17 protein-coding genes, 3 tRNA genes and 1 pseudogene are annotated in these 20,163 nt (G+C 55.7%); 18 read left to right on the forward strand and 3 right to left on the reverse strand.

Going from position 1 to position 20,163, the window contains the following annotated elements; genetic code table 11:
- Positions 1 to 27 precede the first annotated feature (27 nt).
- Entirely contained in the window at positions 28 to 432 is a 405-nt protein-coding gene (locus AABM54_RS04260; protein ID WP_347904001.1) for an MFS transporter, read from the forward strand.
- A gap of 9 nt (positions 433 to 441) precedes the next feature.
- Here AABM54_RS04260 and AABM54_RS04265 read toward each other — a convergent pair whose 3' ends face one another.
- Positions 442 to 750 carry a YhbY family RNA-binding protein gene (locus AABM54_RS04265; RefSeq protein WP_347904002.1) on the reverse strand — a complete coding sequence of 103 codons (309 nt, stop codon included), beginning with the start codon at positions 748 to 750 and terminating at the stop codon, positions 442 to 444.
- A 101-nt stretch (positions 751 to 851) separates the two neighbouring features.
- Between AABM54_RS04265 and rlmE the strand changes: the two genes are divergently transcribed.
- The 16 genes and pseudogenes from rlmE to AABM54_RS04345 all read left to right on the forward strand — a co-directional run bounded on the left by rlmE (position 852) and on the right by AABM54_RS04345 (position 16,387).
- Complete coding sequence (rlmE, locus tag AABM54_RS04270) at positions 852 to 1,481, forward strand: 23S rRNA (uridine(2552)-2'-O)-methyltransferase RlmE (protein ID WP_347904004.1); 630 nt, start codon at positions 852 to 854, stop codon at positions 1,479 to 1,481.
- A 202-nt stretch (positions 1,482 to 1,683) separates the two neighbouring features.
- Positions 1,684 to 3,594 (forward strand): ATP-dependent zinc metalloprotease FtsH, encoded by a 1,911-nt coding sequence (gene ftsH, locus AABM54_RS04275; protein ID WP_347904006.1) that lies wholly within the window; start codon positions 1,684 to 1,686, stop codon positions 3,592 to 3,594.
- An 8-nt stretch (positions 3,595 to 3,602) separates the two neighbouring features.
- Positions 3,603 to 4,454 carry a dihydropteroate synthase gene (gene folP / locus AABM54_RS04280; RefSeq protein WP_347904008.1) on the forward strand — a complete coding sequence of 284 codons (852 nt, stop codon included), beginning with the start codon at positions 3,603 to 3,605 and terminating at the stop codon, positions 4,452 to 4,454.
- Positions 4,455 to 4,470: 16 nt separating this feature from the next.
- Complete coding sequence (glmM, locus tag AABM54_RS04285) at positions 4,471 to 5,808, forward strand: phosphoglucosamine mutase (RefSeq protein WP_347904010.1); 1,338 nt, start codon at positions 4,471 to 4,473, stop codon at positions 5,806 to 5,808.
- A 66-nt stretch (positions 5,809 to 5,874) separates the two neighbouring features.
- Complete coding sequence (gene tpiA, locus AABM54_RS04290; RefSeq protein WP_347904011.1) at positions 5,875 to 6,630, forward strand: triose-phosphate isomerase; 756 nt, start codon at positions 5,875 to 5,877, stop codon at positions 6,628 to 6,630.
- 4 nt (positions 6,631 to 6,634) lie between these two features.
- Positions 6,635 to 7,018, forward strand: a complete 384-nt coding sequence (secG, locus tag AABM54_RS04295) for a preprotein translocase subunit SecG (RefSeq protein ID WP_347904012.1) — start codon at positions 6,635 to 6,637, stop codon at positions 7,016 to 7,018.
- 22 nt (positions 7,019 to 7,040) lie between these two features.
- A tRNA-Leu gene (locus AABM54_RS04300) sits at positions 7,041 to 7,126 on the forward strand.
- Positions 7,127 to 7,222: 96 nt separating this feature from the next.
- Positions 7,223 to 7,299: transfer RNA gene (locus AABM54_RS04305), tRNA-Met, on the forward strand.
- Between the two features lie 139 nt (positions 7,300 to 7,438).
- On the forward strand, positions 7,439 to 7,897 hold the full coding sequence (gene rimP, locus AABM54_RS04310) for a ribosome maturation factor RimP (RefSeq protein WP_159987310.1): 459 nt from the start codon (positions 7,439 to 7,441) through the stop codon (positions 7,895 to 7,897).
- Between the two features lie 47 nt (positions 7,898 to 7,944).
- On the forward strand, positions 7,945 to 9,426 hold the full coding sequence (gene nusA, locus AABM54_RS04315) for a transcription termination factor NusA (protein WP_347904014.1): 1,482 nt from the start codon (positions 7,945 to 7,947) through the stop codon (positions 9,424 to 9,426).
- 26 nt (positions 9,427 to 9,452) lie between these two features.
- Positions 9,453 to 11,969 (forward strand): translation initiation factor IF-2, encoded by a 2,517-nt coding sequence (gene infB, locus AABM54_RS04320; protein WP_347904015.1) that lies wholly within the window; start codon positions 9,453 to 9,455, stop codon positions 11,967 to 11,969.
- Positions 11,970 to 12,127: 158 nt separating this feature from the next.
- Positions 12,128 to 12,530, forward strand: a pseudogene (rbfA, locus tag AABM54_RS04325) (30S ribosome-binding factor RbfA).
- 3 nt (positions 12,531 to 12,533) lie between these two features.
- Positions 12,534 to 13,451: a tRNA pseudouridine(55) synthase TruB gene (gene truB / locus AABM54_RS04330; RefSeq protein WP_347904017.1), complete on the forward strand. Its 918-nt coding sequence runs from the start codon at positions 12,534 to 12,536 to the stop codon at positions 13,449 to 13,451.
- Between the two features lie 142 nt (positions 13,452 to 13,593).
- Positions 13,594 to 13,863 (forward strand): 30S ribosomal protein S15, encoded by a 270-nt coding sequence (rpsO, locus tag AABM54_RS04335; protein ID WP_003197723.1) that lies wholly within the window; start codon positions 13,594 to 13,596, stop codon positions 13,861 to 13,863.
- A gap of 208 nt (positions 13,864 to 14,071) precedes the next feature.
- Complete coding sequence (gene pnp, locus AABM54_RS04340; protein ID WP_095145053.1) at positions 14,072 to 16,177, forward strand: polyribonucleotide nucleotidyltransferase; 2,106 nt, start codon at positions 14,072 to 14,074, stop codon at positions 16,175 to 16,177.
- Positions 16,178 to 16,311: 134 nt separating this feature from the next.
- Positions 16,312 to 16,387 (forward strand) — tRNA-Thr (locus tag AABM54_RS04345).
- Between the two features lie 257 nt (positions 16,388 to 16,644).
- Here the strand turns inward: AABM54_RS04345 and AABM54_RS04350 are convergent.
- Positions 16,645 to 18,624 (reverse strand): acyltransferase family protein, encoded by a 1,980-nt coding sequence (locus AABM54_RS04350; protein ID WP_347904019.1) that lies wholly within the window; start codon positions 18,622 to 18,624, stop codon positions 16,645 to 16,647.
- Between the two features lie 334 nt (positions 18,625 to 18,958).
- Complete coding sequence (locus tag AABM54_RS04355; RefSeq protein ID WP_347904021.1) at positions 18,959 to 19,498, reverse strand: hypothetical protein; 540 nt, start codon at positions 19,496 to 19,498, stop codon at positions 18,959 to 18,961.
- A 300-nt stretch (positions 19,499 to 19,798) separates the two neighbouring features.
- Between AABM54_RS04355 and AABM54_RS04360 the strand changes: the two genes are divergently transcribed.
- Complete coding sequence (locus tag AABM54_RS04360; RefSeq protein WP_347904022.1) at positions 19,799 to 20,104, forward strand: DUF6388 family protein; 306 nt, start codon at positions 19,799 to 19,801, stop codon at positions 20,102 to 20,104.
- Positions 20,105 to 20,163 lie beyond the last annotated feature (59 nt).

Raw genomic sequence — 20,163 nt, forward strand, 5'->3', positions numbered from 1 at the left:
CAGCGGCGTCCGCTACGTGCGGGCGCCATGCTGTGGCAACTGGCCCAGATGTTATGGGTTGGCGGCTTGTGGTTGTTGCACATTGGTCTGCTGCCGGTGCTGGACCAGATTGGTCTGGCGCCGCTGCTGATCGAAGAAATTTCAAGCATGCTGAATGCGCTGCTGGTAGGGTTCTCGGCGGCGTGCGTATTTTTTCAGGTTTTGGTGCTGGTTCAGGCCAAGGGCCTTGTCAGTCTATGGCGCGATGTACGCGGGCAACTGCTGTTGATGGCGTCATGCGCGAGCGCGATGTACTTCGTGGTGCGTATTGGCTGGCCTGATGCGGAGCATTGGTTGGTGTTCAGCTATCTTGTGCTGGGTTTTTCCGGGTTGCTGCTGGTGTTGCAACCGGTGCCAGGATGGAGTGGCAGGGTGCGCGAAGCACACCCTTGACCCTTGCCATCACTTGAAGCGATGGACGTTCGACAGCTGCTTGTTGACGCTGAAGTTCTTGCGGTAAATCAGTGCCATCTTGCCGATGACCTGAACCAGGTCCGCTTTGCCGGCCTTGCACAGTTCTGCAATGTTCGCCAGGCGCGACTCGCGATCGAGGATGTTGAGCTTGATTTTAATCAGCTCGTGATCCGCCAAAGCGCGTTCAAGTTCGGCTAACACACCTTCAGTCAAACCGTTGTCAGCCACAGTCAAAACTGGTTTCAGATGGTGGCCAATGGATTTGTACTGTTTCTTCTGCTCTTGAGTGAGCGGCATAATCTGACCCTTTAGTCTGGATTCTGTAAAATGGCGGCCATTTTACCCGAGGGTTCGTGGATCCGCCCAATTAATCACGACCCTTATCATCGAGGTGCCCAATGGCGCGTTCCAAGACAAGCCTTGGTTGGCTGAAAAGACATGTCAATGATCCATATGTGAAGCAGGCGCAGAAGGATGGTTACCGCTCGCGTGCGAGTTACAAGCTTCTGGAGGTCCAGGAGAAATACAAGCTGATCCGTCCGGGCATGAGCGTTGTCGACCTGGGAGCGGCGCCCGGCGGCTGGTCGCAGGTCACTAGTCGGCTGATCGGTGGTCAGGGGCGTCTGATCGCCTCGGACATCCTGGAAATGGACAGCATTCCGGACGTGACTTTCATCCAGGGTGACTTCACCCAGGACGAGGTGCTCGCTCAGATCCTTGAAGCCGTGGGTAATTCGCAGGTGGACCTTGTGATTTCCGATATGGCCCCCAATATGAGTGGTACGCCTGAGGTGGACATGCCAAAAGCCATGTTTCTATGTGAGCTGGCTCTTGATCTGGCGGCTCGGATACTCAAGCCGGGTGGTAATTTCGTGATCAAGGTGTTTCAGGGCGAAGGGTTTGATGCTTACGTGAAGGACGCTCGTCAGAAATTCGACAAGGTCCAGATGATCAAGCCGGACTCTTCCCGTGGCAGTTCCCGCGAGCAATACATGCTGGCTTGGGGCTACTGCGGCCGTAGTGAGTAAATCGAGGTTTTTTTGCGGGGCGATAGGATTTTCGTATTTCGCCCCGTGAGCATTAGCGAATATTGTGTAGAAAGTGTTTCACAAAGGGTTACAGACGGCGCCTGCCAGAGCTGTAGGTAATGTAGTAAGTTAGGCCGGTGAATATCATGCGAAGCGCGCGCCAGTTGCGGAGCTTGCTTCAGAGGGTAGTTAATTGAACGATATGGCAAAGAATCTGATCCTGTGGTTGATCATCGCGGCTGTCCTGGTGACGGTGATGAACAACTTCTCCAGCCCTAACGAGCCGCAGACCCTCAACTATTCCGACTTCATCCAGCAGGTCAAGGATGGCAAGGTCGAGCGCGTAGCCGTGGACGGTTATGTCATTACCGGCAAGCGCAATGATGGCGACAGCTTCAAGACCATTCGTCCGGCGATTCAGGACAACGGCTTGATCGGCGACCTGGTGGATAACCACGTCGTTGTCGAAGGCAAGCAGCCTGAGCAGCAAAGCATCTGGACTCAACTTCTGGTCGCAAGCTTCCCGATCCTGGTGATTATCGCTGTCTTCATGTTCTTCATGCGGCAGATGCAGGGTGGTGCCGGTGGAAAGGGCGGGCCGATGAGCTTCGGCAAGAGCAAGGCGCGTCTGCTGTCCGAAGATCAGGTGAAAACTACCCTGGCTGACGTTGCGGGTTGCGACGAGGCCAAGGAAGAAGTCGGCGAACTGGTCGAGTTCCTGCGTGATCCGGGCAAGTTCCAGCGCCTGGGCGGTCGCATTCCTCGCGGCGTGCTGATGGTTGGTCCTCCGGGTACCGGTAAAACCCTGTTGGCCAAGGCCATTGCAGGCGAGGCCAAGGTGCCGTTCTTCACCATCTCCGGTTCCGACTTCGTCGAAATGTTCGTCGGTGTGGGTGCCAGCCGTGTTCGTGACATGTTCGAACAGGCTAAAAAGCACGCACCATGCATTATCTTCATCGATGAAATCGACGCTGTCGGTCGTCACCGTGGCGCAGGTATGGGCGGCGGTCACGACGAGCGCGAGCAAACGCTCAACCAGTTGCTGGTAGAGATGGATGGTTTCGAGATGAATGACGGCATTATCGTCATCGCCGCAACCAACCGTCCCGACGTACTGGACCCGGCCTTGCTGCGTCCTGGTCGTTTCGACCGCCAGGTGGTGGTTGGTTTGCCGGATATCCGTGGTCGTGAGCAGATTCTCAAGGTTCACATGCGTAAAGTGCCAATGGGTGAAGATGTCGCTCCTGCGGTGATTGCACGCGGTACGCCGGGTTTCTCCGGTGCCGACCTCGCTAACCTGGTGAACGAAGCTTCATTGTTTGCAGCTCGTACCGGCAAGCGCGTTGTCGAGATGAAGGAATTCGAACTAGCTAAAGACAAGATCATGATGGGTGCCGAGCGCAAATCCATGGTCATGTCCGAGAAAGAAAAACAGAACACGGCTTATCACGAAGCTGGCCATGCGATTGTTGGTCGGGTCGTCCCTGAGCATGATCCGGTCTACAAGGTGTCGATCATTCCGCGTGGTCGTGCGCTGGGTGTGACCATGTTCCTGCCGGAAGAAGACCGCTACAGCCTGTCCAAGCGCGCACTGATCAGTCAGATCTGTTCGTTGTACGGCGGCCGTATTGCTGAAGAGATGACTCTGGGCTTTGACGGTGTCACCACCGGTGCTTCCAACGACATCATGCGTGCCAGTCAGATCGCGCGGAACATGGTGACCAAGTGGGGTCTTTCCGAGAAGCTGGGGCCGCTGATGTATGCGGAAGAAGAAGGTGAGGTCTTCCTGGGTCGTGGCGGCGGCGGTCAACACGCGAGCTTCTCGGGCGAGACGGCCAAGCTGATCGACTCTGAAGTGCGCAGCATCATTGATCAGTGCTACGGCACCGCCAAGCAGATCCTTACGGATAACCGCGATAAGCTGGATGCGATGGCGGACGCCCTGATGAAGTACGAAACCATCGATGCCGAGCAGATCGATGACATCATGGCGGGTCGCACGCCTCGTGAGCCGCGTGACTGGTCGGGCGGCACCGGTACTTCCGGGACGCCTCCTGCGGTGCAGGATGAACGCCCGGAAACGCCAATCGGCGGCCCGGCTGCCGACGTCTAAGGTTTGAAATGACTTCTGTGCCCTCCTTGACCCGGTTGCCTTGCGGCAACCGGGTTCTTGATTTGGCCCATGCGCATGTCATGGGCATTCTCAATGTCACTCCTGACTCCTTCTCCGATGGTGGCCGCTTCAGTCAGCTCGATGCTGCCTTGCGTCACGCCGAGGCAATGGTGGTGTCTGGCGCTACATTGATCGATGTCGGTGGTGAGTCGACCCGGCCGGGCGCGCGAGCGGTGTCGCCGCTTGAAGAGCTTGAGCGGGTAGCGCCGATTGTCGAGCGAATTCATCGTGAACTGGATGTGATTATTTCGGTCGATACCTCGACGCCTTCAGTCATGCGCGAGACTGCGCGTCTGGGGGCGGGGCTGATCAATGATGTTCGTTCCCTGCGCCGTGATGGCGCGCTGGACGCGGCGGCAGCCACTGGTTTGCCAGTGTGCTTGATGCATATGCTCGGTGAGCCAGGGGATATGCAGGATGATCCGCACTATCTGAATGTAGGTCGGGAGGTTGGCGAGTTCCTCGCCGAGCGTATGGCTCAATGTGAGGCAGTTGGCATCCCTGCCGAGCGGATCATTCTGGATCCGGGTTTTGGATTCGCCAAAACCTTGCAGCACAATTTAAGCTTGTTCAAGCACATGGAAAGTCTGCATGCCTTGGGGCGACCTCTGTTGGTTGGGGTTTCGCGAAAGAGCATGATAGGGCAGGCCTTGAATCGCCCCGTTGGAGAGCGCCTCCATGGCGGATTGGCTCTCGCGGCGCTGGCGGTGATCAAGGGGGCTCGCATCTTGCGCGTGCATGATGTGGCCGAAACAGTAGATGTTGTACGGATGATCGCAGCAGTGGAATCAGCCGAATAAGAATGATGGAGCACTTATGACTAAGAAATATTTTGGCACCGACGGTATTCGTGGTCGGGTCGGTACATATCCGATTACTCCTGATTTCATGCTCAAGCTCGGCTGGGCCGCAGGCATGGCGTTCCGCAGCATGGGTGCTTGCAAGGTGCTGGTTGGCAAAGACACGCGTATCTCCGGATACATGTTCGAGTCTGCGCTGGAGGCAGGGCTTACGTCGGCGGGTGCCGATGTGATGTTGTTGGGGCCGATGCCGACGCCAGCTATCGCCTACCTGACTCGTACCTTCCACGCAGAAGCCGGTATCGTCATCAGTGCCTCGCACAACCCTCACGACGACAACGGCATCAAGTTCTTCTCCGGGAAAGGCACCAAGCTGCCCGATGAAGTCGAGCTGATGATTGAAGAGTTGCTCGACACGCCAATGACCGTTGTCGAGTCCAGCAAGATCGGCAAGGTTTCGCGTATCAACGACGCGTCGGGCCGTTATATCGAATTCTGTAAAAGCAGCGTGCCTACCGGCACCAGTTTTGCGGGGCTGAATATTGTTATCGACTGCGCTCACGGGGCTACCTATAAAGTCGCGCCGAGCGTCTTCCGGGAGCTGGGGGCGCAGGTTACGGTGCTTTCCGCGCAACCTAATGGCCTGAATATCAATGACGACTGTGGCTCAACCCATATGGGGCAGTTGCAGGCAGCGGTGCTGGCCGAGCATGCCGATCTGGGGATTGCCTTCGATGGTGACGGTGATCGCGTATTGATGGTCGATCACACCGGGGCGATTGTTGATGGTGATGAGTTGTTGTTCATCATCGCTCGCGACATGCATGAGCGCGATCGCCTGCAAGGCGGTGTCGTCGGTACCCTGATGAGTAACCTGGGGCTGGAGTTGGCGCTCGGTGAGCTGAAAATTCCATTTGTGCGTGCCAATGTCGGCGACCGTTATGTGATTGCCGATCTGCTTGAGCGTAACTGGCAGGTGGGTGGCGAAAACTCAGGGCATATTGTGTGCTTTCAGCACACCACCACGGGTGATGCGATCATCGCAGCCTTGCAGGTGCTGATGGCGTTGAAGGCTCGCAATGAAAGTCTTGCGCAGTCTCGACAAGCCCTGCGCAAGTGCCCCCAGGTTCTGATTAATGTGCGTTTTGGCGGTGGTGCAAATCCCGTTGAGCATCCGGCAGTCAAGGAGGCCAGCGAGCGCGTCACCAAGGCTATGGCGGGACGTGGTCGAGTGCTGTTGCGCAAGTCCGGGACAGAGCCTTTGGTGCGTGTCATGGTCGAGGGCGAGGACGAAACGCTGGTTCGCGGCTACGCCGAAGAGCTGGCAAAGCTGGTTGCTGAAGTTTCTGTCTGATTTCGGCTTGCCAGTAATGGCGCGGTTGGGTAACATCTGCGCCCACTTTGACCGACGAGGTACAGCATGCGTCGCCCTATGGTAGCTGGTAACTGGAAGATGCACGGTACCCGCGCCAGCGTCGCTGAGCTGATCAACGGCCTTCGTCATCTGGCCTTGCCAAGCGGTGTTGATGTCGCGGTATTCCCGCCTTGCTTGCATATCAATCAAGTGATTGATGGCTTGAAAGGAAAGTCGATTTCGGTCGGCGCGCAGAACTCTGCGGTGGAATCCATGCAAGGCGCATTGACCGGTGAAATTGCACCGAGTCAGTTGGTGGATGCAGGTTGTTCCCTGGTGCTTGTCGGGCATTCCGAGCGTCGCCTGATTATGGGTGAGCGTGACGGGGTGCTGAATCGCAAGTTTGCAGCGGCGCAGGCATGCGGCTTGATTCCGGTGTTGTGTGTAGGGGAAACCCTGGAGCAACGCGAAGCCGGGAAAACGATTGAGGTTGTCGGGCGTCAGCTGGGCAGTATCATCGAAGAGCTGGGTGTTGGTGCATTTGCAAAGGCAGTAATTGCTTACGAGCCGGTCTGGGCTATTGGTACCGGGCTGACTGCTTCGCCGCAACAAGCGCAGGATGTGCATGCAGCCATTCGCGCGCAGTTGGCGGCAGAGAATTCTGAAATCGCACGAGGTGTGCGGCTTCTATACGGCGGCAGCGTGAAGGCGGCCAATGCGGTCGAACTGTTCGGCATGCCGGATATCGATGGGGGGCTCATTGGTGGGGCTTCCCTGAATGCAGATGAGTTCGGTGCGATTTGTCGCGCCGCGGGAAACTGAAAAAATGCTGGAAACAGTCGTAGTCGTTTTTCATCTGCTGGGTGCATTGGGCGTAGTTGCTCTCGTATTGCTGCAGCAGGGTAAAGGTGCGGACGCTGGCGCGTCTTTCGGAGCAGGTGCTTCAAATACTGTGTTCGGAAGCCAAGGTTCCTCTACCTTTCTTAGTAAGTTTACTGCTATACTTGCCGCAGGTTTTTTCATAACCAGCTTAGGGTTAGGTTACTTTGCTAAAGAGAAGGCTCATGAGCTGACTCAAGTAGGTTTGCCAAATCCAGCGGTGTTGGAAGTTCCAAAGCAAAAGCCGGCTTCTGATGATGTACCGGTGCTTCAAGAGCAAAAGTCGGCAACCAATGCGACTGACGTGCCTCCAGCTCAAGAGCAAAAGTAAGAAGGGTTTCAAACGTAGTATTGCCGAGGTGGTGGAATTGGTAGACACGCAACCTTGAGGTGGTTGTGCCCATAGGGTGTAGGGGTTCGAGTCCCCTTCTCGGTACCAATTATCAGGAGAGCCCGCTGTTGCGGGCTTTCTTGTAGGTGGAAGGTTACATTGACCCTGTCAGGGATCGGTCGTATACTTCCGCCCCAGCTTTGTCGCGGGGTGGAGCAGTCTGGTAGCTCGTCGGGCTCATAACCCGAAGGTCGTCGGTTCAAATCCGGCCCCCGCAACCAGTTTCAGGAGCCCCTTTTAAGGGGCTTTTTGTTAGCTGGACACTTTATAACGCCGCTGTTCGACGGCGTTTCAGGGATGGGCGTTTCGCCCATTTTTTTATTCTGCACAGCATGCACATACATGCACTAGGGGGTTCAGGTGTCGAGCAAGCTAGAACAGTTGCAGGCCTTGCTGGCCCCGGTGGTCGTGGCCCTTGGCTATGAATGCTGGGGTATTGAGTTTTCGGCTCAAGGTCGCCACTCAATGTTGCGCGTTTATATCGATAAAGAAGGCGGCGTACTGGTGGATGACTGCGCCATTGTCAGCCGTCAGATCAGCGGTGTTCTGGATGTTGAAGATCCGATCGCTGTTGAATACACCCTTGAAGTTTCCTCGCCTGGCATGGAACGCCCACTGTTCACTATTGAGCAGTTTGCAAAATTTGCCGGTGAACAAGTGAAGATCAAGCTGCGCTCGCCTTTTGAAGGTCGACGCAACTTTCAGGGCCTTCTGCGCGGTGTAGAAGAGCAGGACGTCGTGGTGCAGGTTGAAGACCATGAGTTCCTGTTGCCGATCGATATGATCGACAAGGCCAACATTATTCCCAGTTTTGACTGAGACGCGGATCCCGCGGATCCAATGGCTTGCGAAAGGCGAGGCGTACGATGAGCAAAGAAGTACTGCTGGTTGTTGAGTCGGTATCCAATGAAAAGGGCGTACCGGCAAACGTAATTTTTGAAGCGCTGGAGCTGGCTCTGGCCACTGCTACCAAAAAGCGTTTTGAAGACGAAGTTGATCTGCGTGTGGAAATCAATCGCCACACCGGTGCTTATGAAACTTTCCGTCGCTGGACGGTAGTCGAAGAAGCAGACCTGGACGATCCGGCTGTTGAAACCTGGCCGAGCAAGGTCCAGGAGACGCATCCGGGCGCGCAAGTCGGCGATGTTGTCGAAGAAAAAATCGAGTCCATCGAGTTCGGCCGTATCGCTGCGCAGACTGCCAAGCAAGTCATCGTGCAGAAGGTTCGCGAAGCCGAGCGCGCTCAAGTTGTTGATGCTTATCGCGAGCGCCTGGGAGAAATCATCTCTGGCACCGTGAAAAAAGTAACCCGCGACAACGTGATCGTCGACCTGGGCAACAATGCTGAAGCGTTGCTGGCCCGTGAAGACATCATCTCTCGCGAAACTTTCCGGGTTGGCGTGCGTCTGCGTGCGCTGCTCAAGGAAATCCGCACCGAGAACCGCGGCCCGCAGCTGATCCTGTCGCGTACTGCGCCGGAAATGCTGATCGAGTTGTTCCGCATCGAAGTGCCGGAAATTGCTGAAGGCCTGATCGAAGTAATGGCAGCATCCCGTGACCCGGGTTCGCGCGCCAAGATCGCGGTCCGTTCCAAAGACAAACGCATCGACCCGCAGGGCGCTTGCATTGGTATGCGCGGTTCGCGTGTCCAGGCAGTGTCCGGCGAATTGGGCGGTGAGCGTGTGGATATCGTCCTGTGGGACGACAACCCGGCGCAGTTCGTGATCAACGCCATGTCCCCGGCTGAGGTTGCGGCAATTATCGTTGACGAAGATGCCCATGCAATGGATATCGCCGTTGGCGCAGACAATCTGGCTCAGGCCATCGGTCGCGGTGGTCAGAACGTGCGTCTGGCTAGCCAGTTGACTGGCTGGACCCTGAACGTGATGACCGAATCGGACATCCAGGCTAAGCAGCAAGCAGAAACCGGCGACATCCTGCGCAACTTTATCGACGAGCTGGAAGTCGACGAAGATCTGGCCCAGGTGCTGGTTGATGAAGGCTTTACCAGCCTGGAAGAGATTGCCTACGTACCGTTGGAAGAAATGCTCAACATCGATGGCTTTGACGAAGACACCGTCAACGAGCTTCGCGCTCGGGCCAAGGATCGTTTGTTGACTAAAGCCATCGCTACTGAGGAAAAGCTGGCAGACGCCCATCCGGCCGAAGACCTGCTCTCGCTTGAGGGTATGGACAAGGATTTGGCGATGGAACTGGCGGTGCGCGGCGTAATTACCCGCGAAGACCTGGCCGAGCAGTCTATTGACGACCTGCTCGACATCGACGGCATTGACGATGATCGTGCCGGCAAGTTGATCATGGCCGCCCGAGCCCATTGGTTCGAGTAATAGGCGCGGCCTGAGGAGAGAAGTGCATGACGCAAGTCACGGTGAAACAACTGGCCGATGAGGTCAAAACACCGGTAGAGCGCCTGCTGCAGCAGATGCGTGAGGCAGGTCTGCCGCACACCGCCGCCGAGGAACATGTGACCGACAGTGAGAAGCAGTCTCTGCTGACTCACTTGAAAAGCAGCCACAAGGCGAAAGTGGAAGAACCGCGCAAGATCACGTTGCAGCGTAAAACCACCAGCACCCTGCGTGTTGCTGGCAGCAAAAGCATCAGCGTTGAAGTGCGCAAGAAGAAAGTCTTCGTACAGCGCAGCCCGGAAGAAATCGAAGCCGAGCGCAAACGCGAACTGGAAGAACGTCGCGCAGTAGAAAATGCTGCTCGTCAGAAGGCTGAAGAAGAAGCCAAGCGTCGCGCCGAAGAAGACGCGCGCCGTCAGCCTGCTGCTGCGCAAACCGCGACTACCAACGCTGTTGCAGCACCTGCTGCAGTTGCCGAGCCAGTGCGTGAAGCGCCGGTTGCAGCAGCTGCTCCAGCGGCTGACGCTCGCAAACGCGACGAACAACGTCGTCCGGACAAACCACGTGCCGACGATAACAACCGTCGTGGCGCGGGTGATGGTGAGCGTAAAAACGCTCCGCATCGCGCTTCGGTCAAAGAAAAAGCACCTGCTCCACGGGTTGCGCCACGTACTACCGACGAAGAAAGCGATGGCTTCCGTCGTGGTGGTCGTGGCAAGGCCAAGCTGAAGAAACGCAACGCCCACGGTTTCCAGAGCCCAACCGGCCCTGTCGTGCGTGAAGTGAAGATCGGCGAGACCATCACTGTTGGCGATCTCGCCCAGCAGATGTCGGTCAAGGCTGCTGAAATCATCAAGTTCATGTTCAAACTGGGTACTCCAGCGACCATCAACCAGGTACTCGATCAGGAAACTGCTCAACTGGTAGCTGAAGAGCTGGGCCACAAAGTGACCCTGGTCAGCGACACCGCCCTGGAAGATTCCCTGGCTGAGTCCCTGAAGTTTGAAGGTGAGGCTTTCTCCCGTGCGCCAGTTGTGACCGTAATGGGCCACGTTGACCATGGTAAGACCTCGCTGCTCGACTACATCCGTCGTGCCAAGGTAGCTGCTGGCGAAGCCGGTGGTATCACCCAGCACATCGGTGCGTACCACGTTGAAACCGAACGCGGCATGGTCACCTTCCTCGACACCCCTGGTCACGCCGCGTTTACCGCCATGCGTGCCCGTGGTGCCAAGGCGACTGACATCGTGATCCTGGTGGTTGCAGCGGACGACGGCGTAATGCCGCAGACCGTTGAAGCCGTACAGCACGCCAAGGCTGCTGGTGTTCCGCTGGTGGTTGCAGTGAACAAAATCGACAAGCCGGGCGCCGATCTCGATCGCATCCGTAGCGAACTGTCGGTTCACGGCGTGACCTCGGAAGAGTGGGGCGGCGACACCCCGTTCGTATCGGTTTCGGCGAAAGTCGGTACTGGCGTGGACGAGTTGCTCGAAGCTGTTCTGCTGCAAGCTGAAGTTCTCGAACTGAAAGCGACTCCTTCGGCTCCTGGCCGTGGTGTCGTGGTTGAGTCGCGTCTCGACAAGGGTCGTGGCCCGGTTGCGACCGTTCTGGTTCAAGACGGTACGCTGCGCCAAGGTGACATGGTACTGGTCGGTTCGAACTATGGCCGCGTTCGCGCCATGCTCGACGAGAACGGCAAGCCAATCAAGGAAGCCGGTCCTTCCATCCCTGTCGAGATTCTCGGCCTGGACGGTACCCCGGACGCTGGCGACGAGATGAGTGTTGTTGCCGACGAGAAGAAAGCCCGTGAAGTGGCTCTGTTCCGTCAAGGCAAGTTCCGCGAAGTCAAGTTGGCTCGTGCTCACGCTGGCAAGCTGGAAAACATCTTCGAGAACATGGGCCAGGAAGAGAAGAAGACGCTTAACATCGTCCTCAAATCTGACGTCCGTGGTTCGCTGGAAGCGTTGAACGGCGCCTTGAACGGCCTGGGTAACGACGAAGTGCAAGTGCGCGTAGTCGGTGGCGGTGTCGGTGGTATCACCGAGTCCGACGCCAACCTGGCACTGGCTTCCAACGCTGTATTGTTTGGCTTCAACGTGCGTGCCGATGCTGGCGCTCGCAAGATTGTCGAGCAGGAAGGTCTGGATATGCGTTACTACAACGTGATCTACGACATCATCGAAGACGTCAAGAAAGCCCTGACCGGTATGCTTGGCAGCGACGTTCGGGAGAACATCCTGGGTATCGCTGAAGTCCGCGACGTGTTCCGTTCGCCGAAGTTTGGCGCGATCGCCGGTTGCATGGTTATCGAAGGTGTTGTGCACCGTAACCGTCCAATCCGTGTACTGCGTGAAGACATCGTTATCTTCGAAGGCGAGCTGGAATCCCTGCGTCGCTTCAAGGATGACGCTTCCGAAGTACGTGCCGGCATGGAATGCGGTATCGGCGTGAAGAGCTACAACGACGTTAAAGTCGGTGACAAGATCGAAGTCTTCGAGAAGGTTCAGGTTGCTCGCAGCCTCTAACTCGCGCACTTCAAGAGCCTTGATGGGCAGCCGCATGAAAATGCACGGCGCATCAACAGGACTCTAAACGCAACGCCCGGTCTGGCTTTTGTCAGGCCGGGCGTTTGCCGCTTTCAGACCCACGGGTTTCACCGTGAGGCAGTAACAGGTAACAAGACATGGCAAAAGAATACAGCCGTACCCAACGTATCGGCGATCAGATGCAGCGTGAGCTGGCACAGTTGATCCGTCGTGAAGTCAAAGACCCGCGCGTCGGCCCTGGTCACCATTACCGCTGTTGAAGTCAGCCGTGACGTCGGTCACGCCAAGATCTTCATCACCGTGATGGGCCAGGACAGCGCCGAAGATATCGCCCAAAGCATCAAGGTGCTGAACTCGGCCGCCGGTTTCCTGCGTATGCAGTTGGCTCGCGAGATGAAGCTGCGCAGCGTTCCACAGCTGCACTTCCACTACGACGAAAGCGTCGTGCGTGGTGCTCATCTGTCGGCATTGATCGAGCGCGCCGTGGCTGAGGACAATCAGCACCCGGTCGCGGCAGAACCCGTAGACACCAAGGAGTAATCGGTGGCTCAGGTCAAACGTATCCGTCGTAACGTCAGCGGCATCATCCTGCTCGACAAGCCGCTGGGGTTCACCTCCAATGCAGCCTTGCAGAAGGTCCGCTGGTTGCTGAACGCCGAGAAGGCCGGACACACCGGTAGCCTTGATCCGTTGGCCACCGGCGTGTTGCCGCTGTGCTTCGGTGAGGCGACCAAGTTCTCGCAATATCTGCTCGATTCCGACAAGGGTTATGAAACCCTGGCGCAATTGGGCAAGACCACCACCACGGCCGATGCCGAAGGTGAGGTTTTGCAGGAGCGCCCGGTGACCGTTGGTCGCGCCGATATCGAAGCGGTTTTGCCAAATTTTCGTGGGAAAATCAGTCAGATACCGCCGATGTACTCCGCTCTCAAGCGTGACGGTCAGCCGTTGTACAAACTGGCCCGTGCAGGTGAAGTGGTGGAGCGTGAACCGCGTTCTGTTACTATTGCGCGCTTGGAATTGCTGGCCTTTGAAGGTGATACTGCGCGCTTCGCCGTAGATTGCAGCAAAGGCACCTATATCCGGACCCTCGTGGAGGATATTGGTGAACAGCTCGGCTGTGGCGCTTACGTTGCACAACTGCGACGTACCCAGGCCGGTCCATTCAGCCTGGCCCAGACGGTCACGCTCGAAGAGCTGGAAGCAGTACATGCCGAAGGCGGCAACGAAGCGGTCGACCGCTTCCTGATGCCATCGGACAGCGGCCTGCTGGATTGGCCACTGTTGCAGTTCTCGGAGCACAGCTCGTTCTACTGGCTAAACGGCCAGCCGGTACGCGCCCCGGATGCACCGAAGTTTGGCATGGTACGGGTACAGGATCACAATGGTCGTTTCATCGGTATCGGTGAAGTGAGCGAAGACGGGCGCATTGCGCCGCGTCGTTTGATTCGGTCGGAATGACCGAAACCAGCCTGCGTAACAGCAGGCTGGCGAGGGTGGCTGTTAACAGGCACGGTCACTACTCATTTATAGATACAGGGATTTGTCCCTGGCCTGTTGAAACTGTTTTTCTGAAACAGTTTCCTGATAAAAGGATTGCCTCATGGCTCTCGACGTTCAAGAAAAAGCCCAAATCGTAGCTGACTACCAGCAAGCTGTTGGTGATACTGGTTCTCCAGAAGTGCAAGTTGCACTGCTGACCCACAACATCAACAAACTGCAAGGTCACTTCAAGGCCAACGGTAAAGATCACCACTCCCGTCGTGGTCTGATCCGCATGGTAAACCAGCGTCGTAAGCTGCTGGACTACCTGAAAGGCAAGGACGTGAGCCGTTACAGCGCTCTGATCGCTCGCCTGGGTCTGCGTCGCTAATAAGCGATTGCGCTAGAGGTTGGTTGTTTGCCGTGTGTCAGTGGGTTTCCCGCCGGCGCATGGCAGGCTCCCAGCCTCAAGTTTTATCTGGACAGCCGTTTTACCTGGACAATCAAGGCCGGGCCGATTCCCGACATTGCCCAAGAATTTCGCAAGAATTTCGCAAGAAAACCAGTTCCCCCAAGAGCCACAAAGAAGGTAGGACACCGTGAACCCGGTAATCAAAAAATTCCAGTTCGGTCAGTCGACCGTTACCCTCGAGACTGGCCGTATCGCCCGTCAGGCCTCCGGCGCAGTATTGGTCACCGTTGACGACGACGTCAGCGTATTGGTGACCGTAGTCGGTGCCAAGCAAGCCGATCCAGGCAAGGGCTTCTTCCCTCTGTCTGTTCACTACCAGGAAAAAACTTACGCTGCCGGTAAGATCCCTGGCGGTTTCTTCAAGCGTGAAGGCCGTCCTTCCGAGAAAGAAACCCTGACTTCCCGACTGATCGACCGTCCGATCCGTCCGCTGTTCCCGGAAGGCTTCATGAACGAAGTGCAGGTTGTCTGCACCGTCGTTTCCACCAGCAAAAAGACCGATCCGGACATCGCTGCGATGATCGGTACTTCGGCTGCGCTGGCCATCTCCGGCATTCCTTTCGATGGCCCGATCGGCGCAGCACGCGTTGCGTTCCACGAAAGCACCGGCTACCTGCTGAACCCGACTTACGAGCAACTGAAAGCATCGAGCCTGGACATGGTCGTTGCCGGTACTTCGGAAGCGGTATTGATGGTTGAATCGGAAGCCAAAGAGCTGACCGAAGACCAGATGCTGGGCGCCGTACTGTTTGCTCACGACGAGTTCCAGGTTGTGATCAACGCGGTTAAAGAGCTGGCTGCCGAAGCTGCCAAGCCAACCTGGACCTGGGCTCCTCAGGCTGAAGCCACCGAACTGCTGGGCGCTATCCGTGCCGAGTTCGGTGAAGCGATCTCCCAGGCTTACACCATCACCATCAAGGCCGACCGTTACGCTCGCTTGGGCGAACTGAAAGACCAGGTGGTTGCCAAGCTGTCCGGTGAAGAAGGCCAGCCTTCTTCCAGCGAAGTCAAAGCGGCTTTCGGCGAAATCGAATACCGCACCGTTCGCGAAAACATCGTAAACGGCAAGCCGCGTATCGACGGTCGCGACACCCGCACTGTACGTCCGCTGAACATCGAAGTCGGTGTTCTGCCGAAGACCCACGGCTCGGCACTGTTCACCCGTGGTGAAACCCAGGCTCTGGTAGTCGCGACTCTGGGTACTGCCCGTGACGCACAGCTGCTGGACACCCTGGAAGGCGAGAAAAAAGACCCGTTCATGCTGCACTACAACTTCCCTCCGTTCTCGGTAGGTGAGTGTGGTCGCATGGGTGGCGCTGGTCGTCGCGAAATCGGTCACGGCCGTCTGGCCCGTCGTTCGGTTCAGGCCATGCTGCCGGCTGCCGACGTGTTCCCGTACACCATCCGTGTTGTGTCGGAAATCACCGAGTCCAACGGTTCGAGCTCCATGGCTTCGGTCTGCGGCGCTTCCCTGGCCCTGATGGACGCTGGCGTTCCGATGAAGGCACCGGTTGCCGGTATCGCGATGGGTCTGGTTAAAGAAGGCGAGAAGTTCGCCGTCCTGACCGACATCCTGGGTGACGAAGACCACCTGGGCGACATGGACTTCAAAGTAGCGGGTACCGCCAAAGGTGTTACCGCGCTGCAGATGGACATCAAGATCAAAGGCATCACCGAAGAAATCATGGAGATCGCTCTGGGCCAAGCCCTGGAAGCGCGCCTGAACATCCTCGGCCAGATGAACCAGATCATTGGCCAGTCGCGTACCGAACTGTCGGAAAACGCTCCGACCATGATCGCGATGAAGATCGACACCGACAAAATCCGTGATGTCATCGGTAAAGGCGGCGCGACCATTCGTGCGATCTGTGAAGAAACCAAGGCTTCGATCGACATCGAAGACGACGGTTCGATCAAGATCTTCGGCGAAACCAAGGAAGCGGCTGAAGCGGCACGTCAGCGCGTTCTGGGCATCACAGCTGAAGCCGAAATCGGCAAGATCTACGTCGGTAAGGTTGAGCGCATCGTTGACTTCGGCGCATTCGTGAACATCCTGCCGGGCAAGGACGGTTTGGTTCACATCTCCATGCTGAGCGATGCTCGCGTCGAGAAAGTGACCGACATCCTGAAAGAAGGCCAGGAAGTGGAAGTGCTGGTACTGGACGTGGACAACCGCGGTCGTATCAAGCTGTCCATCAAAGACGTAGCAGCAGCCAAGGCATCGGGCGTTTAATCACCCCCGCTTGATTGTTTCAACGTTGTAAAAAGGCCCCGCAGTGAAAACTGCGGGGCCTTTTTTTGCCTGCAGCAAACCGAAAAGGTACTTGCGGTTGCGGCATGCCAAACCTGTGCTAGGTTTAGCCCACTGCCCGTGTAGCTCAGTCGGTAGAGCAGCGCACTCGTAACGCGAAGGTCGCAGGTTCAACTCCTGTCTCGGGCACCACCCTGCTCTCTTGGGCTATATCAGGCCTTCTCGATGCACCATGGTCGCGCGCATTGTCGGCTCGGGTCAACCACTCTCATGTGTCTTCAGCATTTAGTGCGTTGCACTGCACCTACCCCTTCAAGTGATGGAAGCATATGTGCAGGACCGTGACTTCAACACATGGATGTCAAACAGGCTGGCTATTGACCTGTTATCAAACCGGACTTTCAGGAATACGGCACTCGGTTGAGTGCCGATTTATATTGCTGAGCTACTCAAGGCTGGGTAGCTGAGGGGCTATCTTCAAGGGCTTTAATGATGAGTTCGGATACTGCCGATGATCCGCTTTTTGAAAGGTGAACCATGTCAGAGTAGGCAAGGTCACGGCCCACAAAAGGAGAGCAAGTTCCTTTTGTGCAAATCGCATCTGATGGCGCAACGAAGTATGTGTTTTGTGTGTTGTTTGCAAACTCTCTGATTTTATTGTTTATAGAGTATGCGGCGGACACTTCGGTCGGGTAGTAAATGAATGAGTCGCAAGGCTGGCTTATCATGTGCGGCCGTAGCAGGCACGACATAAGAGAAGAGGCACCATACCTGTAGGGTGGGCTGCCAACGAGAACAAGCTTTCTGTCGCCAAGGTCTTTGCGTAGCTCGGACAGGTTCTTGATGATGAAGTTTTCATATTCTTCATTTGAATTGAACTTTACAGGGTTTGATGCGTTGTCGCTGATGTAGTCGGAGTAGCCAACCCAATGCAGGGCGAACATCACAGGCGTATTGTTTCCCTGGGTCGAATCCATCAGGGTCTTGTACATCGCCTTGCAGTCAGGACTGATGATCCCCTGGTTTATTCTTATATAGTCTCTTGAGATGTAACAGCCGTGTGCAAAGAATCCTCGCGCTTGTTTTTTTGTATTGTGCAGGATTTTATCAAGACCGCTCATGTATTGAAGGGCGAAACTGTCACCCACGATAAGGTAGTCAGGTGTGCTCTTTTGCTCTCCAATTGATGCGTCAAGTTCATAGCCGTCCCCGCCATAGTTGGTTCGGTGGAACTCTGCCGGTCGAGAGGCCATCTCCATGTAAGCTTTCGGGAGTCGGTATGACAGCCCTTGGTGTTTAATGATCTCCCTTGAGCCGTACACGCCTGCCGATGTTGCTATCACGACAACGACGGTGCCGATGATCATCGTTCGGCTCTTTTTACTGACGAAGATGTTTTCAATCAGGTGGTGCATGGCCGAGCCAGCGACCAGTGAGGCCAGAAGCAGGCAGGCACTTTCGGATACTGTTATTTCTCGGAAAATATAATATTTGTAAAAAACCAGTATTGGCCAATGTACCAAGTAAACAGAGTACGAAATTTTCCCGATGTAGACGGCAACTTTGTTCCTGGTCAGCGCCCCTAAATCGCTCCGGCCTGCATATATACACGCCGCTGCACCCAGGCAGGGAGCAAGGGCGAGCAGGCCTGGAAACAGGGAGTCATGCTTCAGTAAAAACGAAGCCGCAATGATTGTGATGATGCCTGCGGCAAACACAAGTCTCTCAAGTGGTACGCCTGATCTTTTGTCATTCAGCAGGACCAGGAATGCACCTATACAAAGCTCAAATACACGAAAAGGCATCATGTAATATGAGGCTGAGGGGTTTATGGAGAGCATTGCTTGCGATGAAGCTACGGACACTATGGTCAAGATCGCAAGCACAATGGCCAGGAACTTGTTGGATACCTTAAGGGATCCCCATACTATCAATGGCCATACCAGGTAAAATTGCCACTCCACGGATAAAGACCAGGTGTGGAGCAGTGGTTGCATCTTTGCGGTTTCTTCAAAGTAACCCTGGCTGTTGAAGAAATAGAAATTTGATGCTGATAGCAGCGAGTATTTAGCGGACGACGCCAGCTTGCTTAATGACGCTGGGTCCATGATCAGGAAGCCAGTCAACAGACTCGCGGCAATGGTTGCCAGCAATGCGGGATGCAGGCGTAAAAGTCTTCTGGTATAGAAACTTAGAAATGAAAATCTGTTTTGAGTGATTGAATTTCTAATGGTGTCAGTTATCAAGAAGCCAGAGATTACAAAAAAGACATCTACCCCAACATATCCGCCAGGCACTCCAAGATCAAAGTGAAATAGCAGAACAGCAAGGACTGCTAATGCGCGTAGGCCGTCTATGTCAGCCCGATACTTCGGCTGGATAAATTGAGGAACGCTCAAGTTTTTAGCCGTTTCGGCGAGGGACGTCATCCTGCGGTGAACTCCAAATGTCAATTCGCCTACATCAAGGGCGCAGCTATCCTACGCGTATCTGGATTGATTCAACAGCACAGTGGGTATGTTCGGACGACAGGACGTCAGTGGCTGCGACCTGATTGATCACTGTGGCGCCTTATGATCGATCAGCATCTCTGCTGCGGGCGGACCCAGCCAAGCCGGAAAAGTACATGGGTCAGTACAGCGGCTTGGCGGTCAGCGGGTAAGGTTCACTCTGTGTAGGTTATCTGGTTTACATGCAATTCCTGCTTGTGCCACCTCTCTCGAGATGGCTACGAAGCACCTCATCATCACTGCGGGACGAACGTTATTTCACCTTCCTGCCCAGGTCCTCGACCGTGCGTTTGAGCTGATCGATTGTGCGATCTTGATCGCTGACTTCGCGCTTGAGGTTCGACAGTTCACTGGAGCTTGAACTCGAGCTGGAGCCGCTGCTGCGCTTGAGGTCTTCCACCTGCTTGCCGAGGTTGTTCAGGTCGCGTTCCTGCTCGCTGACCGTGCGCTTGAGGTTGGACAGTTCACTGTTGTTCGAGCTGGAACTGGAACCGCTGCTACGCTTGAGCTCTTCGATGAGGCGGGCCTGATCGCTAATCGTCCGTTTCTGGTTTTCCAGTTCGGCGGCATTGGCTTTCACGGTCTTCTGCATGTTCTCCAGGTCATCGATGCTGACGCTGGTTCTGACCAGCGTGTCTTTGCCGAACGAGTTGTGAATGGCAGAGACTTTGTCGTTGTAGGAAGCAGGGTCGGAGGTGACCTCAACAGCGGCCTGAGCGGCACTGGTTAATACCATGCTGCCAAGCAAAGCAGTGGCGAGGAGGCTGGCCGGAAACTTCGGGAAACTGCGCATCACTGGGGTTCCTTGTGAAGTGCCGATATGGCACATCGCTATGACTTGGATTTCAGGTTTATGTTCCCCTGGCTTCGGCTGCCCAACGGACAGGTTTTTTTGTGGGATTGATGTAAAGAGCCATGTGAATAGTCCCTCAAACGTCCTATATTCGAAGCCTGTCTGAGCACCACCCAGCAGTTTTCAAATGATCCAGAATGGTTCTGAAGGCCAGATAGACCGGGCCTAAGCCGGTTTTTGCGTCAGAGAGATCCTTGATGATCCAGATCCATCTTCCATTCCCAGATCAGCGAGAACGCCATGACCGTTAAAGAGTTGAGCCAAGAAGCAAGACACGAAGAAGCGCTGAAGAAGTACGCGCTGGATGCACCCGAATTGATGGATGAGATCAAGGACTTGAGTCCGGACGACCAGAAAGACCAGATTCAGTGGGCGTTCGAAGATGAAGCCGAGGCTCAGGGCCTGCAGCCTTGGGAGCTGACGCTCAAGTACACCTCGAGCCCGGAAGAGTACGAGGCCGCGCGCCTGGCGCTGCACAAGGAGGCGGCCGAGGTATTGGGTGTCGAGTGGGAAGAGTACTGCGAGATGAATAATCTGGTGGTTTGAAAACAGCTTCAAGCTTCAAGCGATAAGCTACAAGTCAGGCAAGCAACCGCTGAGGCTTG

Source organism: Pseudomonas purpurea, assembly GCF_039908635.1.
Lineage (GTDB): Bacteria > Pseudomonadota > Gammaproteobacteria > Pseudomonadales > Pseudomonadaceae > Aquipseudomonas > Aquipseudomonas purpurea.

Bases quoted from the DNA above. Each gene is read 5' to 3' on its own strand.
- AABM54_RS04260 (WP_347904001.1), top strand. From the start codon at position 28: ATGCTGTGGCAACTGGCCCAGATGTTATGGGTTGGCGGCTTGTGGTTG.
- AABM54_RS04265 (WP_347904002.1), bottom strand. From the start codon at position 750: ATGCCGCTCACTCAAGAGCAGAAGAAACAGTACAAATCCATTGGCCAC.
- rlmE (WP_347904004.1), top strand. From the start codon at position 852: ATGGCGCGTTCCAAGACAAGCCTTGGTTGGCTGAAAAGACATGTCAAT.
- ftsH (WP_347904006.1), top strand. From the start codon at position 1,684: ATGGCAAAGAATCTGATCCTGTGGTTGATCATCGCGGCTGTCCTGGTG.
- folP (WP_347904008.1), top strand. From the start codon at position 3,603: ATGACTTCTGTGCCCTCCTTGACCCGGTTGCCTTGCGGCAACCGGGTT.
- glmM (WP_347904010.1), top strand. From the start codon at position 4,471: ATGACTAAGAAATATTTTGGCACCGACGGTATTCGTGGTCGGGTCGGT.
- tpiA (WP_347904011.1), top strand. From the start codon at position 5,875: ATGCGTCGCCCTATGGTAGCTGGTAACTGGAAGATGCACGGTACCCGC.
- secG (WP_347904012.1), top strand. From the start codon at position 6,635: ATGCTGGAAACAGTCGTAGTCGTTTTTCATCTGCTGGGTGCATTGGGC.
- nusA (WP_347904014.1), top strand. From the start codon at position 7,945: ATGAGCAAAGAAGTACTGCTGGTTGTTGAGTCGGTATCCAATGAAAAG.
- infB (WP_347904015.1), top strand. From the start codon at position 9,453: ATGACGCAAGTCACGGTGAAACAACTGGCCGATGAGGTCAAAACACCG.
- rpsO (WP_003197723.1), top strand. From the start codon at position 13,594: ATGGCTCTCGACGTTCAAGAAAAAGCCCAAATCGTAGCTGACTACCAG.
- AABM54_RS04350 (WP_347904019.1), bottom strand. From the start codon at position 18,624: ATGACGTCCCTCGCCGAAACGGCTAAAAACTTGAGCGTTCCTCAATTT.
- AABM54_RS04355 (WP_347904021.1), bottom strand. From the start codon at position 19,498: ATGCGCAGTTTCCCGAAGTTTCCGGCCAGCCTCCTCGCCACTGCTTTG.
- AABM54_RS04360 (WP_347904022.1), top strand. From the start codon at position 19,799: ATGACCGTTAAAGAGTTGAGCCAAGAAGCAAGACACGAAGAAGCGCTG.